Origin of the sequence: Limosilactobacillus equigenerosi DSM 18793 = JCM 14505 (assembly GCF_001311375.1) — a bacterium.
GTDB classification, from domain to species: Bacteria; Bacillota; Bacilli; order Lactobacillales; family Lactobacillaceae; genus Limosilactobacillus; species Limosilactobacillus equigenerosi.
Genome location: NZ_BBAS01000001.1, coordinates 170,246 through 187,685 on the forward strand (window position 1 = coordinate 170,246; position 17,440 = coordinate 187,685).

The 17,440-nt window shown below is 42.9% G+C and carries 18 protein-coding genes, 3 pseudogenes and 1 riboswitch; of the genes and pseudogenes, 9 read left to right on the forward strand and 12 right to left on the reverse strand.

Features of this window, described 5'->3' with window-relative positions:
* Window positions 1–45 precede the first annotated feature (45 nt).
* Window positions 46–321 carry a hypothetical protein gene (locus tag JCM14505_RS00875; protein WP_054652203.1) on the forward strand — a complete coding sequence of 92 codons (276 nt, stop codon included), beginning with the start codon at window positions 46–48 and terminating at the stop codon, window positions 319–321.
* A gap of 87 nt (window positions 322–408) precedes the next feature.
* On the opposite strand, the gene JCM14505_RS00880 is transcribed toward JCM14505_RS00875, so the two are convergent.
* The gene (locus JCM14505_RS00880; RefSeq protein WP_054652205.1) at window positions 409–1,398 is read right to left on the reverse strand and encodes an NAD(P)/FAD-dependent oxidoreductase; all 990 of its coding nucleotides are present in this window, start codon (window positions 1,396–1,398) and stop codon (window positions 409–411) included.
* A gap of 107 nt (window positions 1,399–1,505) precedes the next feature.
* Between JCM14505_RS00880 and JCM14505_RS00885 the strand changes: the two genes are divergently transcribed.
* The 5 genes and pseudogenes from JCM14505_RS00885 (at window position 1,506) to JCM14505_RS00905 (ending at window position 5,239) form a co-directional block, all read left to right on the forward strand.
* Window positions 1,506–2,465, forward strand: coding sequence for a nucleoside hydrolase (locus tag JCM14505_RS00885; protein ID WP_054652207.1), 960 nt, complete (start codon window positions 1,506–1,508; stop codon window positions 2,463–2,465).
* A 26-nt stretch (window positions 2,466–2,491) separates the two neighbouring features.
* A riboswitch (TPP riboswitch) is annotated at window positions 2,492–2,580 on the forward strand.
* Window positions 2,581–2,684: 104 nt separating this feature from the next.
* Window positions 2,685–3,235 (forward strand): annotated as a pseudogene (locus JCM14505_RS00890) (ECF transporter S component).
* Window positions 3,236–3,245: 10 nt separating this feature from the next.
* On the forward strand, window positions 3,246–4,382 hold the full coding sequence (locus JCM14505_RS00895; protein ID WP_054652210.1) for an ATP-binding cassette domain-containing protein: 1,137 nt from the start codon (window positions 3,246–3,248) through the stop codon (window positions 4,380–4,382).
* Window positions 4,383–4,425: 43 nt separating this feature from the next.
* On the forward strand, window positions 4,426–4,617 hold the full coding sequence (locus JCM14505_RS00900) for a P-loop NTPase family protein (RefSeq protein WP_054652212.1): 192 nt from the start codon (window positions 4,426–4,428) through the stop codon (window positions 4,615–4,617).
* Complete coding sequence (locus tag JCM14505_RS00905) at window positions 4,595–5,239, forward strand: energy-coupling factor transporter transmembrane component T family protein (RefSeq protein WP_054652214.1); 645 nt, start codon at window positions 4,595–4,597, stop codon at window positions 5,237–5,239. Before JCM14505_RS00900 ends, JCM14505_RS00905 begins: the two co-directional genes overlap by 23 nt.
* A 43-nt stretch (window positions 5,240–5,282) precedes the next feature.
* Here the strand turns inward: JCM14505_RS00905 and JCM14505_RS10245 are convergent.
* Both JCM14505_RS10245 and JCM14505_RS00915 read right to left on the reverse strand, forming a co-directional pair.
* Window positions 5,283–6,553 (reverse strand): annotated as a pseudogene (locus tag JCM14505_RS10245) (sodium/glutamate symporter).
* A 244-nt stretch (window positions 6,554–6,797) separates the two neighbouring features.
* On the reverse strand, window positions 6,798–8,141 hold the full coding sequence (locus tag JCM14505_RS00915) for an MFS transporter (protein WP_054652215.1): 1,344 nt from the start codon (window positions 8,139–8,141) through the stop codon (window positions 6,798–6,800).
* A gap of 177 nt (window positions 8,142–8,318) precedes the next feature.
* Between JCM14505_RS00915 and JCM14505_RS00920 the strand changes: the two genes are divergently transcribed.
* Together JCM14505_RS00920 and JCM14505_RS00925 are read left to right on the forward strand one after the other, a co-directional pair.
* Complete coding sequence (locus JCM14505_RS00920; RefSeq protein ID WP_054652217.1) at window positions 8,319–8,729, forward strand: helix-turn-helix domain-containing protein; 411 nt, start codon at window positions 8,319–8,321, stop codon at window positions 8,727–8,729.
* A complete protein-coding gene (locus tag JCM14505_RS00925) occupies window positions 8,726–9,583 on the forward strand; it encodes a hypothetical protein (protein ID WP_054652219.1) in 858 nt (285 codons plus the stop codon). Before JCM14505_RS00920 ends, JCM14505_RS00925 begins: the two co-directional genes overlap by 4 nt.
* A gap of 211 nt (window positions 9,584–9,794) precedes the next feature.
* Here JCM14505_RS00925 and JCM14505_RS00930 read toward each other — a convergent pair whose 3' ends face one another.
* Complete coding sequence (locus JCM14505_RS00930) at window positions 9,795–10,259, reverse strand: hypothetical protein (protein ID WP_054652221.1); 465 nt, start codon at window positions 10,257–10,259, stop codon at window positions 9,795–9,797.
* A complete protein-coding gene (locus JCM14505_RS00935; protein WP_054652223.1) occupies window positions 10,259–10,573 on the reverse strand; it encodes a hypothetical protein in 315 nt (104 codons plus the stop codon). Before JCM14505_RS00935 ends, JCM14505_RS00930 begins: the two co-directional genes overlap by 1 nt.
* A gap of 181 nt (window positions 10,574–10,754) precedes the next feature.
* Between JCM14505_RS00935 and JCM14505_RS00940 the strand changes: the two genes are divergently transcribed.
* Complete coding sequence (locus tag JCM14505_RS00940; protein WP_054652226.1) at window positions 10,755–11,207, forward strand: universal stress protein; 453 nt, start codon at window positions 10,755–10,757, stop codon at window positions 11,205–11,207.
* Between the two features lie 481 nt (window positions 11,208–11,688).
* On the opposite strand, the gene JCM14505_RS08860 is transcribed toward JCM14505_RS00940, so the two are convergent.
* The 7 genes and pseudogenes from JCM14505_RS08860 to JCM14505_RS00970 all read right to left on the reverse strand — a co-directional run bounded on the left by JCM14505_RS08860 (window position 11,689) and on the right by JCM14505_RS00970 (window position 17,406).
* A complete protein-coding gene (locus tag JCM14505_RS08860; RefSeq protein ID WP_500778347.1) occupies window positions 11,689–11,910 on the reverse strand; it encodes a DUF8462 domain-containing protein in 222 nt (73 codons plus the stop codon).
* Entirely contained in the window at window positions 11,876–12,715 is an 840-nt protein-coding gene (locus tag JCM14505_RS00945) for a P-loop NTPase family protein (RefSeq protein WP_082405575.1), read from the reverse strand. Before JCM14505_RS00945 ends, JCM14505_RS08860 begins: the two co-directional genes overlap by 35 nt.
* A gap of 307 nt (window positions 12,716–13,022) precedes the next feature.
* Entirely contained in the window at window positions 13,023–13,943 is a 921-nt protein-coding gene (gene rbsK / locus JCM14505_RS00950; protein WP_054652228.1) for a ribokinase, read from the reverse strand.
* A 138-nt stretch (window positions 13,944–14,081) separates the two neighbouring features.
* The gene (locus JCM14505_RS00955; protein ID WP_054652230.1) at window positions 14,082–15,077 is read right to left on the reverse strand and encodes an NAD(P)-dependent oxidoreductase; all 996 of its coding nucleotides are present in this window, start codon (window positions 15,075–15,077) and stop codon (window positions 14,082–14,084) included.
* A gap of 30 nt (window positions 15,078–15,107) precedes the next feature.
* Window positions 15,108–16,182, reverse strand: a pseudogene (locus tag JCM14505_RS00960) (AEC family transporter).
* Window positions 16,183–16,438: 256 nt separating this feature from the next.
* Window positions 16,439–17,065 carry a GntR family transcriptional regulator gene (locus tag JCM14505_RS00965; RefSeq protein ID WP_054652232.1) on the reverse strand — a complete coding sequence of 209 codons (627 nt, stop codon included), beginning with the start codon at window positions 17,063–17,065 and terminating at the stop codon, window positions 16,439–16,441.
* A gap of 77 nt (window positions 17,066–17,142) precedes the next feature.
* On the reverse strand, window positions 17,143–17,406 hold the full coding sequence (locus JCM14505_RS00970) for a type II toxin-antitoxin system Phd/YefM family antitoxin (protein ID WP_054652234.1): 264 nt from the start codon (window positions 17,404–17,406) through the stop codon (window positions 17,143–17,145).
* Window positions 17,407–17,440: the final 34 nt, after the last annotated feature.

A 17,440-nucleotide genomic window follows, 5' to 3' on the forward strand; every position in this document is an offset into this window, starting at 1 on the left:
AATCGGTATACTATAATCATTGAAAATATGATTGGAGGATGCACGATGACGCAAGAAGAAGTAATCAATAATTGGCGCCAATTAGCTGATTGGCAAGTTGAAACTAAAACGGGCCAAGTTGAGCCCTTTTCGGAAATGCGGTTACGCTTAACCATGAACTATCTGCATTTACAAGCGGAAGCGGCTTTTTTGATTCAACAAATTGAAGATGTTATCGTGCGTCTGAGCCTTCACCGAGTTAGTGAAATTCGTGAAGTTGTTTGGCAAGTGCTCAAGACCCACGGGTTTACAGCCGAAGCCGCCGTATATGCGAACCACTAATTAGGCCTTAAAAAACTGCATCATTTGATGCAGTTTTTTTTGTTTTAACTAGTTAATTATTCTTAAAATGATCCCTTAATGCGTGGCTCACGACCTAATTTTCATCGATGAACTATGCATCGCCAACGAACGATCAGGATAAATTGTTTTCGTCATCGCATTAATTGCGGTCACAGCTTCACCGAACCCGGTCGCCATTAAATGCGCTCGCGATGGATACGTCACACAATCCCCCGCCGCATAAATGCCTGCTTGGCTGGTTTGTCCTTGTTGGTCGACTACTAGTTTTTGGTGGTCTAAGTTTAAAGCAACATCCCAATCGCCTAACTGATTATTCGAAGTAAATCCATAATTAACCAAAACGCGATCAACCGTTAAGCTTTTCGTTTCATCACTGCGCATTTTCTTGAGGGTCAATTCAACTTCATTGTGATCATTAACCACGACGCTCGCTGGTAAATATGGCGTCTGTTGCCGGACCGTTGATTCATTTAACAAGGCCACTGAATGTGGTAACGCCCGGAAAGTTTCGCGACGATGGATTAGGTCCACTGACTTGGCGACCGGGTTTAACATCAAGGCCAAATCTATCGCTGAGTTACCACCACCTAAAACGGCCACGCGTTGGTTTTGATAACTGGCCTTTTCGCCGACAAAGTAAGTTAATTGTTCATCACTTAACGTCTCAATACCCGGAATTTTCAATGGTCGTGGTTGAAAAGAACCATTGCCTAACGTAATCAAAACCTGTTTCGTTTGCGTAACACCATGGGCAGTGGTAATTTCAAATAATTGTTCCGCCACCTTCCGGACATTTGTCACTGTTTGACCGGTAACCACTTCAACCGGTGCCACTTGTAATTGCGCTTGCAAATGTTCCGTTAATTCCCGGCCAGTCACGCCTGGTAACCCAGCTACATCCCAAATTTGTTTTTCCGGATACAGTGCTTGCGGTTGGCCCCCTAATTCAGGTAACGCTTCAATTAATTGCGCCTTTAATTGGTGTAATCCACAGTAAAAGGCCGCAAACATCCCGACCGGACCGCCACCAATAATTGTTATATCATATATTTCCATTTTTTTCTTGTCCCCTTTTTAAATTCACCCCTCTATCTTACCACAGCATAGCGTATAATTAAGGGGTGCTAGTTATTAATGGAGCTTTTGAAAGGAGTTCAATCTTTATGGCAACGAAAAAGATAATTTTAGATTTAGATACTGGTGTTGATGACGCATTAGCGATTGCATATGCGTTAGCTGCTCCCGATGTTGATTTAATCGGGATTGTCGCTTCCTATGGGAACAACGTCTTAGATGTTTGTGCGGAAAACAGTCTTAAATTATTAGAATTATTAGGTCGGCCTGATATTCCGGTTTACAAGGGACTTCCTCATTCCAGCACAACTGATCACTTTGACGTGATGCAAGTTTCATTAGACATTCACGGTAACAATGGGATTGGGGATATTGACTTACCAACTCCGCAACGTGAATTAGAAACGATGTCCGGGGTTGATTTCTACATCGAAGCGGCCCACCAATATGGTGAAGATTTAATCATTATCCCAACTGGTCCAATGACCAACTTAGCGGCAGCGTTAGCCAAGGACCCCGAAATTGCCCACTTAATTGGTAACGTTACCTTCATGGGTGGTGCGTTAACCGTCGAAGGAAATGTAACCGATGTTGCCGAAGCTAACATCAACCAAGATGCCGAAGCAGCCAACGCCGTCTTAACTAGTGACTTACCATTAACGATGGTCGGCCTTGATGTAACCCTGCGGACGCTCTTAACAAAGCAAGAAACCGCTAAGTGGCGCGCCCTTGGCACAAAAGCTGGGATTGCTTACGCCGACTTAACCGACTTCTACATCGATGCTTACTACAACTTAGACATCGATAAAAATGGTTGTGCCTTGCACGATCCACTCGCCGTTGGGGTTAGCCTTGATCCAAGTTTTGTCCAAACGATTAGTCTTTTCATGAAGGTCATTTACGATGAACATAACTACGCACGGACAATTGGGGACAAGAATCGCTTAAACGATCCAAACCCGAACACTAAGGTCGCCGTAACCGTTGATAAGGACCGTTACTTAGCTACTTTCATGGATTACTTAACGAAGTTATTTGCACAACACTAATTTAATGCTATAATCATTACGAAAAGTTTATCGATCTGGGGCGCCATTGGGCTGAGAAGTACCCATCGAACCTGCTCTGGTTAGGACCAGCGAAGGGAGATCACATCACTAGCCATTCGTGTTAGTTTATCAACTTAATGATAATTGATCGAACCCGTTATGCTTAACCACGAGCGTAACGGGTTTTTTTTGATTACAATTTCAAGGAGGTATTTACGAATGCAAAAACCAACTTTTTCGTTACGCGACGTGATTTTATTAGCCATTTTAAGTTTAATTTTCGGGGCATTGTATTGGGGCTTCGGCTTTGTTTATAATTTCGCCACCATCATCTTAACGCCCATCGGTTGGGGACCGGCCGCCAACGATTTAACCATTGGTCTCTGGTGTATGGCCGGACCACTGGCCGCCATTTTACTCCAACGGGCCGGCGCCGCTTTCATTGGTGAATTCATGAGTGCCTTTGTCGAAATGATTTTTGGTGGTCAATGGGGCGCCGCTAATCTAATCTCAGGCCTAATTCAAGGATAGGTAGTGAAGCCGGCTTTGCCATCACCGCCTATAAAGCCTTTGATTGGCGTGGCTTACTTCTCAATTGTGTTACGTTAACCATTGCCACCTTTGCTTGGGATTGGTTTAAAAATGGCTATAATCAATTTAACCCAACTACCGTGCTGGGAATGTTAATCATCCGCTTCTTGTCAATTCTGATTTTTGATGGTTTCCTAATTCATGCCATTCAAAAATGCTCACTAACAGCCAAGTTTTAAGTAATTAATTATGACAATTCAATTAACTAATTTAACCTTTACTGACCGCCAGCGAACCATTTTACAATTACCACCGATTGAATTTGCTAGTGGCCAAACACATTTGATTATCGGGAATTCAGGGGCTGGTAAATCAACCTTCTTAAAAATCATTGCCAACTTATATCCTAAATATCGCGGTCAATTAACGGGCACCATTACCGGGAACGACCACGTCGCAATGGTTTTTCAACATCCCGGCTTACAATTTACCATGGATACACCCCGCCATGAACTGAACTTTGTCCTCATGAATCAGGGGGTCCCGCCTTCCCAACAAGCGGAGCAAATTACCACCTTAGCGACTAAATTCGGGCTCACAAACCATTTGGATCAACCGTTCACCACTTTATCAGGAGGGGAACAACAACTAGTTGCCCTTGCAACGGCCATGGCTATGCAACCCAAAATTTTATTGCTAGATGAAGCCCTCGCTAGCTTGGACGTTTCCCATCAAACGCAAATTATCCAGCAACTCCAAACCTTACAGCAAGCGGGCCTCACCATTATTATCGCCGACCACGAACCAGCGATTTACCAGGCTTTGCACCCCAACGTTTATGAGCTCCAGGCCACTAATTTTCGTAAACTGACCCCGGCCGAAACAAATGCTTGCCTGCATCCGCAACTTGATACGGCGACCTTTTCCCTCCCCACTGGTAACGAATCATTAACGGCCACTGATTTGACCATTCAAACTAGTTCGCAAACCTTATATGAACATCAATCTTTTTCCTTGCCAAGCCACGCTATTACTCTTTTAACCGGCCCGTCTGGGAGTGGAAAAACAAGTTTCTTAAAAGCGTGTTTTCAGTTAATTCCTTATACCGGGCAGTTGAATTTCCAAGGGCATGACCTAACCAAATGGCGACGGAAACGACTAACTTACCAGCTCGGTTGGGGCTTTCAACAAGCCGCCGACCAATTCATCCAAATTACCGTCGCCCAAGAATTGGCAGTGAGTCTGAAACACAGTCACCAACCAACGCTTTGGCAAGCACACCAAGCCGATATTTTACAACAATTACGCCTGACTGAATTACTCGACCGCTCTGTCTATACCTTGAGTGGTGGGCAACAAAAATCGTCCAAATTCTTAGTCTGCTGATTTTAGCCCCACCACTATTATTTTTAGACGAACCATTCGTAGCTTGGATCCCGCCATTGCGCAACAAATTGCCAATTTAATTCAAACGTGGCAACAATTAACCAAAATGACCATCATTATTATCAGCCATCGGATCGCCCCCGTGATTCCAATTGCTGATTATCACTTAACACTTCATCAACAACAATGGTCGTTTACGGAGGAGTTAACTTATGAAACTCAGTCTACAATTTAGTTGGGTCTTGATGTTGGCCCTCATCGTAACCTTCACTCATCAACTAACGACGAACCTAGGTTGGCTGCTGGTCATTATTGGGGCCTTGTTCATCCGCCGATTACCCTGGAAATCACTAATTAAATTATCCTTAATCCCCCTTATCCCGGCCCTGGCATTATTCGTTAGCGTCTATTACTTTGGTTCCCATGATTTAACGGCGGCCCTGGTATTAGTTAGTCGGCTTTACCTGTACATTGGAACGAGTGCGCTCCTTTTTGCGCAACGCTCCCCGCAAGCATTGCTGAATACCTTTCAAGTTGAATTAAAACTTCCCGCCACCCTTAGTTACGGAACCTTAGCCGCCATCAACATTTTTCCCAAAATTAACGGTGAATTACAACGGATCCGCTTGGCCGGTCAACTACGTGGCGTGACCTTCCACTTATGGTCACCAGCCTTATATTTTAAAGCTATTTTAGCGGCCATTAATTGGTCCGATCAACTTGCCCAAGCAATGGAATCCCGGGGATTTAACCCCGTGGTCATTGATCAACAGCGGTCGCAAGCTCGTTGGACGACGAAAGATTGGCTCCTCTTACTTGGTGGCAATCTCTTAATTATCATTAGTTACATCATTTAAAAAAACAGGCTCGGCACTATCAATTTAGCGCCGAGCCTTTTAACTACAAGATATTAATAAAACTAGTGATAATCAAACTGTTACAGAAGTCAATAAAGAGTGCCCCGACTAACGGAACCACAAACAAAGCATTCGGTGACGGACCAAATTTTTCGTTGACGGCGGCAATGTTGGCCATCGCATTCGGCGTGGCCCCCATCCCAAAACCAGTCGTTGCCGTCGTGAAACAAGCGGCTTCGTAATCGCCCCCCATAAAATGGAAAACTACATAGTATGCAACGGCGGCAGTTAAGATCCCTTCCGCTAATAAGATGACAACCATTGGTAAGGCCAGATCAGCCAAGAGCCATAATTGCATACTCATTAAGGCCATCGCTAAAAATAAATTCAACGAAATGTGACCAAGCGTATCAATTTCTTCATGCGGAAATGATAAAGCTTCAAAATGATCCCCGACATTCCGCATTACGGATGCTAATAACATCGCCCCAATATAAGATGGGAATGTAATCCCAACTTTTAAGAAGAAGTTATAAATTAACGTCCCAGCGCCGACCGCCACGGCAATCCAAATCGCCGCTAACATAAACCGTTCTTGGTTAATTGAAGGGCGCTTGGCTTCTTCCCGGGCCGCTGCATACGTTAAGACTGACCGTTCATTCGAGTCATTATCGTCAACATCGCGTTGATACCGCGTTACTTCTTCATTCAATGCTTCTTCTTCAAAGGTCATTTTTTCGGGCTTTAAATGTAATTTATTAATCCGGCGGAAGGCTAATGGCCCCCCGATGGCTGATCCAGCCACTAACCCAAACGTCGCGGCCGCAATCGCGACGTCGTTGCTCCGGCGACCCCATTGGCTTCAAGCACGGGACCAAATGAACCAGCCGTTCCCGTTCCCCCGACCATTGGAATTGAGCCCATCGCTAACCCTAACTTAGCATTCAACCCAAATACCTTAGCCAAGGAAGCCCCAACTAAGTTTTGACCGACACACAATAAGCAGACAATCACGAGGAAAACTAAAACCTGCTTGCCCCCGCGCCCTAATTGCTTAAAGGACGCCGTTGCCCCAACTGTACAATAAAAAACGGTCATAAAGAACGTCTGAAACGTCGCATCAAACGTGATATACCCTAGATGCGTGGCATAACCAACTAAATTCAAAAGGGAAAAGATAAATCCCCCCACCACGGGTGCCGGAATACAATACTTCTGTAAAATCGGCCACCGCAATGTCAGCCAACGTCCAACCAGTAAAACCACTGCCGCCACACCAACCGCTTGGTAGGCAGTTAATTTTATAATGTGCATTTTCTCTTTACCTCCGTTTTTTATGATTAGGACTTAATTAAATTAAAATTAAATCAATAAATTAACTATAACGAAAATCTAAGAATTATGAAAGTAATTTACCAAAGCGGTTACAATTAAAAGTTATCGGAGAAAATGGGTTAATAAAATAAAGCCGAGCATTCTTCAAACTAAAGATTATAAGCACGAAAAAAACAGGCCAGCTACCAATTCTGGGCTGACCTGCCATAAAGATAAACTTAATTTAAGCCTGCGCTTGTCGCTTCATCCGGGCTTCCGCCCACATAATGTAAATCAGTAATAAGACGGATAAGCCACAGGCGCCGTACAAAATGGTATTACTTGCCACCCAGCCATAATGAGCGACTAAAATCCCAATTAAGGCCGTTGCTAAGGTTTCCCCGAAAATGTATTGGAAGAAGCCCATGAATCCAGTCGACGAACCAACCGCAAACTTTGGCACGGCTTCATTAACCATTAACCCAACTAGCGTCAATGGAGCATAAATTAAGGTCCCCATAATGAATAGTACCGTCACAATAACCGCATGACTCGTACTAAAGAAGTAACCCGTTAAACAAACAATTAACCCAAGCACACAGGCTAAACAAACGAGCGCTCGCCGATCTTTCAAAAAGTCTGAAATCGCCCCCATTAAAATCACCCCGGGGACAGCAGCTAATTCAAAAATCCCGACTAACCACTTCGCAAAACTAGCATCAAAGCCTTTGGATTGGACTAAATAACTCGGAATCCACGACATAATCCCATACCGCACCAAGTACAATGACATTGAAGTTAAGGTAATCGCCCAAACTAGTGGATTCTTTAATATGTAGCGCACGAAAACTTGACCTAAACTTAAATCTGTTAAATCATTAGCTGACGTTTCACCACCATCGAGAACAATTTTGTCCCCCGTGTATTCAGCAATACTTGGTAATCCAACCGCGGCTGGACGTTCTGACCCCGCCCACAAAACAAAGGCCGCAATTATTAATGAAATTACTGAGGCGGCATAGAAGACCGCTTGAATTGAGCCCGCAAATAAAAACGTTGCTAATTGAACAACAGCCACACAAGCAAAGGCCCCCGCATTATGCGCCGATGACCAAATTGAGTAAACCGTTCCACGCCACCGTTTTCCCCACCAAAGTTGGATGGTCCGTTGACAAGCGGCCGCGCCCATCCCTTGGGCAATTGACATCACGAGCATCAAAATCATCATGACGTAGAAATTCTTCGTCGCCCCTAAGCCCACGTTTAAAAGCGCCGAAATAATCAACCCGGTAGCTAAATAACGAATCGTATTCGCTTTATCACTTAACGCCCCCATGAAGAGCTTGGAAATCCCATATCCAATCCCAAAACAGGATAAAATCAATCCAATTTGCGCCGTTGAATACCCATAGGCATGCATAATATCATTTTGTTCAGTGGTGAAAATCAAGCGAATGATGTAGTAGCCAATATAACCAATACACAGTGATAATAAGACGCCCGTTTGATGCCACAAATAACTCGTCTTAACTTTCCCCGCTGGTACTTTCGTCGTCGCATCCGGCGCCGGTTGTAAAAATTTAAACATTCGTTTTGTCCCCCTCTAATATTCATTTCACTCGTAGTATAACGAGCACACCGCCTTCGTTGCAAGCGCTTTCACGAAATAACCATAGTTTATTTTTAAAGGGGTTTGTTGATATATCTTAGCTCGCCACGGAGCGTGTTATAATTAATAATAAATAACTTTGAGAGGTAACCAACCATGTTTCCAGAACGCTTACGGGCCCTCCGCCGCGGTCGCCAAATCACCTTACGAGGGTTAGCCGATGAATTAAACCGCCACTTAGGCCCCGGGGAAAAACCGAATACCCCCTCACAAATCGGGAATTGGGAACGCGGGATTCGAACGCCTAGCTATGTCGAAGCTCGCAAATTAGCCGAATTTTTCGATGTCAGCCTTGACTACTTAACCGGTCGCACCGATCACGATGAACGTGATTTAGCTAAATTATTCTTCGCTAATGGTGATTTAAAATTTAACGACACGACCCTTGATAGTCAAGATCGCTATGAAATTTTTCAATTAATTACTGGCTACTTAAAAGGTAAAACTGATCGCGATGAAACTGCTACTTTCTATGCCCAACAAGAAGAATTAAACCTTGACCTATGAATCCAAAGCAATTAAAAAAACTCAAAAAACAAGTTAAACACGCCCGCCAAGTTATCACTAAAGCCCCCTATATTGAGCAATTGGAACACTATGCAAAACTTTTTGACCAAGTTCCACCCGTCAAATACTTAATTAACTTAGTCTTAGCCAATGATCATTTAATTAAACAGGGGCTCCTTCCCCAACCAGTGCCACAGATGATGTTACCAGACGATATTCAAGATACCATTTTCCAACTCGTTAACGCCCAATATGCCCCTGGCGATCCAGCTGGCGACCGACTCTGGGACCAATATACGACCGCCTTGCCAAAAGTTGATAAATTATTGCGCGAATACCGAGACTATTTAGAAACCACTTACGGTATGTGGTCCTACCCCAATACTAAATTTATTACCGAACTAAGCCATTACTTACACGGAGCCCCCGTCCTAGAAATCATGGCCGGCTCTGGGTACCTCTCCAAAGGTTTACGCAGTCTTAATCCGACCCAAACCATTATCGCCACTGATGATTTATCGTGGGCCCAAGTTAATACGACCGGCAAACAACCGGTCACAACCATCGAAAATTACGATGCCCTTGCTGCCATTAATCAATTCGCTAATCAAGTCGAGTATGTGATTATGTCCTGGGCGCCGGATCGGGAAACGATTGATTTAGCAGTGTTAAATTTACTGCGCCAATCATATCCAACGCTAAAGTTCCTCGTCATTGGTGAATATCAAGGGGCTACCAACTCGCAAGCATTTTGGCAAACTGCTAAATTAAGTCAACCTGCGGCCCTGCAACCCGTTAATGCCGCCTTACATAGCTTTGACCTGATTGATGAACAAATCTATTTAGCCGAATAAAAAAAACCGTGTCCACGTTAATGGACACGGTTTTTCGTGATGTCTTGATTAAATTAATCGCAGGTTAAGCCAGCCGGTTCACAACAACTCCTTAACCACCCCACCAACAATCCGGTCGGTATTTGGGGCCATCAAATGAAAAATCATCCAACCAATCAATCCTGACTGGTGGCGACCTCTCGACTCATCTGAAACTAATTATACCACGTTCTTATTCAGCTTCACGGTTATTTTGAACTTGCGCCAAATGTTCGGTCACCCATGCCTGCAACGTACCTGAGGTTTCTGTAGCATCCGTCATGACTGCTTCCGCATTAGTTAATTCATCAATTCGCAAGCCAGAAGCATTTACTTCCGGGCCTTCAATTACCATGTAAACGTGAACGGGATAAGCAACTTCTTTGTCCAATAACTTAGGGTCAAGTCGCGCCGCTTCAACCATCGGTACATTAATCAAATTCGTTTCTAAGCGTACGTTAACATCCTCACCTTTAGGCATTGTGACTTGCCAACTAACTTGCGCTAAATAACCACTCGCCAATTGATCACTCAACCATGTCAAACCTTCGTTTAAGGTCGCTAATTGCTCAATTGTCGCCAAAGTAGTTGCTTGCGCCTTTACTTTAACTTGTTCATTTTCAATTTGGGCCAAATAGGCTGCCACTGTTAATTCCATTATTTATCCTTCTTTTGATACCAATTCCGTCGTGCATCTGTCCGCGTTTGGAAACCAATCACTAATCCAGCCCCAGCAGCCAACACGCCAATTAAACTCAAGCCTTGAATTAAAATCCCTAAGCCGGTCCAACGTGGGGTAACATTAATGATTCCGCCCAGCGATAGCACTCCTAAATACAACATCACAAACATGGTCACATAACTGGTTAAGACCGTCTTAAAATAACGGGCTCCCACGGCCACCACTGCTAAGATTAAAACCACTGCTAAGCGTGACCATGGCATTGCTTGGCCATGTTGGGTGGTCATCATGCTAAAATGATGGTCGCCATTAGCCAACTCACGCCCGTAGCTAACGCAAACTTTTGATTTTGATTCATCGGAAAAGCTCCTTTATTTTTACCTTCTTTTCAATTTATCACTCCCATCGATATGAAATCAAGCTTTAAATACGCTATAATAGTCACAATCTATTTGTTGGAGGGAAAGATACATGGAAATCAAGAATTACAAGCGCATTTTAGTCCCTGTTGACGGCTCCGAAGCCACGGAAAGTGTTGTTGCCCAAGCAATTTCATTAGCCCGGGCCTATCATGCCCAATTAGATTTATTAAACGTGATTCAAGTCGCGCAATTTAGCGATGGTCTTGTTTCATCAATGTCTTTATCCCAAGATCAAACGCAAACGTTAGTGACGACGACGACGGATCAATTAAACGATTTACGCCAAGCCGCCTTAGACGCTGGTGTTAGTGATGTGGATATTCATATTCGGTTTGGTAATCCCAAGCAAGTCATTGCCCATGACTTCATTGAAGATCACCACAACGATTTAGTCGTCATTGGTTCAACGGGCTTATCAGCAGTTGAACGCTGGATTGTTGGATCCGTCACGTCATACGTGATGAAAAATGCGGCAGCGGATGTCGTAGTGGTTAAAAAATAGGTCGCGAAATCCAGGTCGCGAGCTCAGCTATCAAAGCGCCTGTTGGCGTAACGATACAAATGGCGTCGGAACTGGCATCGCCAGGTTCGGCGTCATTTTGAGTTAGGCCCTAAGGCGCTGCTGAGCGAGCGTAGTTAGTATTAGGTCGTGAGGCGGACATTAAAACCGCCGTATCATAACGTTGAAACTGGCATTGGCGGATAGCATATCCGTCGGCGTCAGTTTTGCGTTATGACTAGGTGGTTGTCCGCCGAACGTAGTTACATTCAGGTCGTGAGCAGAGCGTTAAAAGCGACGTTAGGCTAACTTGGAAATGGGCTCTGACGTGGCACACGTCGGAGTTCGTTTTCAGTTAGTCCTAGTCGCTTGCTCGGCGAGCGTAGTTACTAATCAGGTCGCAAACCACGCATCAAAGTTACCATTAAAATGAGGTCGGAGAAATTCTATTCCCCGACCTCATTTTATTATGACTAATTCGTCATCACCGCACTATTTCCCCAAACCTTGGTAAAGCTAAAATCAAATGACCATATTCATTACTAACCACAATCCCTTTTTCTAACAACCGCTTGCGGTAAACACTCATTTTACTCGAATCAAAACCAACTTTGGTCCTGATATCTTTCACTCGCGATTCACCTTGAGCTATCACCGTAATCACTTTCCGATCATTGCCCGAGAGTTCTGACCAGATTTTTTTCATAGACTAATTCTTGCATGATTTGATCGAATTGTGGTAACACGGTCGCAATTGATGTTGCTTGAGTTTGGAAAACTAAATATCCTAACACCTGATAGGCAAACGGATAACCCATCGTGAGATTAGCCATTTCTTGTGCTAAGGCCGGGGTAACCTGCAAACTAGTTTGATACGAATGCGCCATTGCCCCTAAGTTTAACGGCGTCATGTAATATTTAGGTGCTCGATATAAAAATGTCAAATCTTTACTGTTCTGCAAATCGCTGACATTCTCATACAAACCCGTCATCAATAAGTACAGAGGCGCCTCATCACGAATAAACATTTGAAATGCACTGATAAATTGTTGCACCGTTAACCGATTAGATACATCATCAACTGTAATTAAAACCCGTTTCCCAGCTTGCGCCAGTTTTTCAAACATCATTTCCAAGACCGTTTCAATATCAACTACGGGAGGTTGATTTTTAATTTTTAAGCCAAATCCAAACGCCGACAAATCAATTTCTGCATTTTCTAGCAACGCATACACTGGCTGCTTCGCGTATAATTTCGCGGATAAACTCGTGAGCATATCCCGCGTTGGATTTAACCCCACTACAATCCAATCATCTTCCGTAGCCAATTCCCGACTAATTTGCGTTAACATGACCGTTTTCCCGGATCCACGCACCCCCGTAAACATAAAGACATTACTAGTTGGATTAGCGGACATTAAATCCGTTAACACGGTTTGCTTTAAATCAAATCGTTCAATATATTCCACTGGCTTTTTACCAAATGATAGTGAAAATGGATTTGATGACATCTTCGCACCCCATTCTTTTATAACTTTTTATAACTTTGAATTTATTTTATAACTTTTTATAACTTTTGCCAATTTTTCCTACCAAAAAAGACGAGGACGTCCTCGTCTTTGGTTAATTATTGGCTTCTACGGCAACTTAGTAACTTCGCTCGCCACGCGGAAGCCTAGTGCCTAACTATGACAAAGTCGCCGACCCTAGCATAGCTAGTGCCAACGACTTGTCTACGTTAGGCCACGGCTTCCCTAATGCGTGGCTCACGACCTGGGTAGTAACTACGTTCGGCGGTTTTAATGTCCGCCTCACGACCTATTTATTAAGTGCTTCCTCAACTTCAAAGCCCATTGGAATTGAAGGCATGGCTCCGTACTTTTGAACGGTTAAACTTGACGCCCGTTGCGCATACGTAATCGCTTCAGCTAAATTGCTCAAGTCAGGATTTAATTGACTCGTCATTGAGCCGATAAACGTATCACCAGCGGCCGTTGGGTCAACGGCTTTGACTAAGAATGGTTCAATAATTTGTCGATCATCACCCTTCGCACAATAGACACCCCGTTCACCAAGTGTAATCATCACTGTCTTAACCCCTTGGCGTTGAAAAGTATCCGCTATTTGGTCCATCGAAGCTTGGTCCGTTAACTTAATGCCTGTTAAAACTTCACTTTCCGTTTCATTTGGAATAATTACGTCTACGTATTGCAGCAATTCCGGTAAAATTTCGCTAGCTGGCGCGGGATTTAGAATCGTCATTACGCCATGCGCTTTTGCCCGCTTAAAGGCTTCTAACGTTACCGCTTGTGGCGTTTCGAATTGGGCAATCATGAAGTCAATATCTTCAAACACTTGATCCGTTCCATTTAAAACGGCATCCGTCATGGCTTGGTTTGCCCCACCATAAACCATGATATCGTTTTGTCCTTCGCTATTTAACGTGATTAAGGCCGTCCCCGTTCCATGGTTCATATCGGTCGTTAAATGCGCCGTGTAAATCCGTTCATCTTCTAAACATTGCCGCATTAACTTACCTTCATCGTCGTTTCCAACAGCCCCGATAAAGTAAGTTTTCGCCCCCGAACGTGCGGCCGCAACGGCTTGGTTCGCCCCCTTACCACCTGGAGCACTTGAGCGTTGTTGTGCTGAAATGGTTTCTCCTGGTTCTGGGAAACGAACCACTTGGTAAGTAGTATCGACATTTAAACTTCCTAAAACTGCAACCCGATTTGCCATCCATCAATTCCTCGTTTCTTCTTTTAATTCACCTACTAGTTTAACAAATAATAACAACTAAAACACCAGCCTGAACTTAATTTCATAGCTAGTTATATCAAAAAAAACGCTAGTTATCCTAACGTTGCTAAATATTGTTTATTCAATTACATTTGCGTTCGTGCCAGTTGCAAACGAGTCCGCAAAGTTTTTAAAACTAATCGAGATCATATCCTCTAACGCTGGTTCCGTAAATGAACCGACGTGTGGCGTTAATAATACCTTTGGATAAAGAGCTGCTAAGGCTTGCACTTGTGGATTTGGCAACTCGTTAATGGACGCAAATTCCTTGCCCATAATGTCTTTTTCCGCTACGAAGACGTCCGCTGCATACCCGGCAATTTCACCTTGCTTAATCGCTTCGATCACGGCTTGATGGTCAACTAATTCACCCCGCGCCGTATTAACGAAGATCGCTGAATTCTTCATTAACTTGAACGATTCGGCATTAAACATGTTTTCATTTTTTCCTGGGAAATATGGCACATGGACAGAAACAATGTCACTTTGGTCCAATAATTCTTCTAACGAAACAAATTCAACGATGTCTTTGAACCGATCATTAGGGAATGGATCGTAGGCTAAGACCTTGGCCCCCATTCCATGATAAAGTTTAGCTTCAGCAATCCCAATTTTACCCGCACCAACAATACCGACCGTTGATGAATGGATTTCTTTACTAAAGTAACTTGGTAGCACCCGGAAATTCCCTTCGGCCGTATTCGCAACGACTGTACTCGTTGACCGGAACATTTGCATTCCTAAGGTCATGGCAAGTTCTGCCACGGCATAAGGAGAGTAATTAGGGACCCGCGCAATTTGGAGCCCAAGTTCCTTGGCAGCCGTTAAATCGATGTGATTAAAGCCAACCGTCCGCGTGAAGACATACTTAATCCCGTAACTAGCAATTTTCGCTAAGTTATCCGCCGTTGCAGCACAGTTTCCCCGAATCAACACGGCATCCATACCTTGCGCTTCCGCCACATTCTCATCATTCATGAAGTCCGGTACTAACTTCAATTCATAATTATCTTGATTTAACCGGTGGAAGTACAGCTCTTCAATTGGCCGCACCCCGTAACATACAATCTTCATTTAATTCGCTCGCTTTCTAACTAAACTATTCTAGTGGAAAATTCCTGCTGAGTTTAAAATACTCAAAATTGCAATCCAAATTGGCATCATCACCACCGCTGAAACCGTTGAAATCAGTGATGAGTTAGACGTTAAGACTGCTTCACGATCATAACTAATCGCATAAGCTGCTGCTACCGTTGCCGTTGGCGTTGCCATCATGATTACCACCGTCGCAATTGCCGCATAATTCAATGGCATCACATGCGTAGCACTTAAAACTAATAATACTACTAAGTTAAATAATGGTACTAACACAACCTTATTAAATGAGTAATACCAAGCTAGCTTGTTCGAAATAGCTTCTTTCAAGGAAATTGAACCTAACGTACACCCAATTGCCAACCAAGCTAATGGGGAAGCTAGTGATGCTAAGTAGTTTAATGGTTTCCACAACCACAACGCCGTTTGATCAATCCGATAGAAAGCTACCGTTGTTGTTGCCCCGGTAGCAACTCCGGCTTTTAATTCTGGCACTGTTACTTGTGGCATCGCTGTTTGGGCAATCCAAAGTACAAATCCAACTAACGTAGAAATCACAATCGGATTTAAAAACATCTTCTTAATGTTTTCCTTTTCCATCTTCAAACCGGTCATCTTAATGTAAGCGTATGAGTATAAGAAAATCCGGTACCCGATATTAAAAATTGAGCTGTACAAGACCCCTTCAGTCCCATAAATAGCGCCCACAATTGGAATCCCGAAGAACGTCGTTGAACCAAAGGTCGTTAAAATTCCCATTACTTCCCGCTTGTCCATATCTTTCCGACTGTACAACAAGGGAGCAACAAAAATCAAAATAATGTAAATCACAAATCCCCATACCAAAATACCAAGCCCTTGATGTAATGACTTTTGGTTAATTGGTTGCATAAAGGAATTAAATGACAACGCAGCAATTGCGACTGATAAAACGACCTTTGTTAAAACTTTTCCGAAGTCAGGGCCAAAGGTTCCTTTTTTTCCGTAAATAAAACCCTAATAAGATAATTAATACCGTTGAAGTAATCGCACTTACGATACTTGGATTAGTAAAGGTTTGCATAATAGCATCACCAATCTTCATGACACTTGATCCTCCAATTTGTATAATATTGAGCAAAGTAGATCTTTTTGCTCAACAATATTTTATGCTTTTGCATCAATGCATTGGACTTGTATACAAATAGTATACTAACGCAAATTCAGAAAAATACAACCCCTTACGACTGAATTAATTCAATATTTCACAATTTTTTTGCCTAGCTACCTGATTTAACTTGAGGTTAAAATCAATTTCACAAAAAAAGATTATCCGGAGTTACCGAATAATCCTATTTAGTTTATTCAAAATAATTCAATGCCTGATGCGCCGTATGATAAACATGATGTAAATGAGATTCAAGCTCAATTTCAGCCTGGGTCAAATCATGCGCTTTGATTAAGTCAATCAACCTTAGATGCTCTTGTAGTGAATTTTCCATCCGTGTTGCATCGTAAGCACTCAACCGTTGAATCCGATCTGTTTGCCCTTGTAAAATCTTTAAAAATTGCTGCAACCGTTCGTGACCCTTTAAGTGCGTAATTAAGGTATGAAATTTAGTATCAACTGCCAAATATTCTTCCCAGCTCTCAACCTTAGCTGCTTGTTTAAATTCCGCGGCTAGTTCATCTAATTTAACCGCTGGAATTAACGAAATCGTCTTCGTTAACGCGTATTTTTCTAATAAGGTACGTAATTCACGGACTTCATCAATCATCTCATCCGTAATGGGAGCAACAATATTTTCGCGCCCATGTAAAATTACTAACCCATCAGCCCCTAATTGCTTTAGGGCTTCGCGAACCGGGGTCCGACTCATCGATAAATCATCAGCAATTTGATTTTCTGAAATAACTTGTTGAGGATGAAAATGATTTAAAATAATTTCTTGTTTAATATAACGATACGCATCATCTTTTAACGTCATCGTATCTCCTACTCTCTTTAATAATTATTTATTACTATATTATCATATTGAAACAGATTTCTTTTTCACAAAGCATTTTAATCGTCTATTTCAATCAATTCATGAACCTGCCCCTGACCTGTTTCAATTTGCTTCTTCCCTCGTTGAATTTTTGCAACTAGTTCTGGATTAGACATAATGTATACGGTCTCCTTCCAACTATCAAATTCAGCTTTGTCCATTATTACCACCGAAGCATGATGATCTGACAAGGTTACTTCTAATAATTTCTTATCATCGACAACTTGATGCAAATAAGTGTCTAGTCCTTCCTTAAATTTCAATTGCGAAAGCTTATCCATCACAATTTCCTCCTTGGTAGTTAAAAAAATGGAT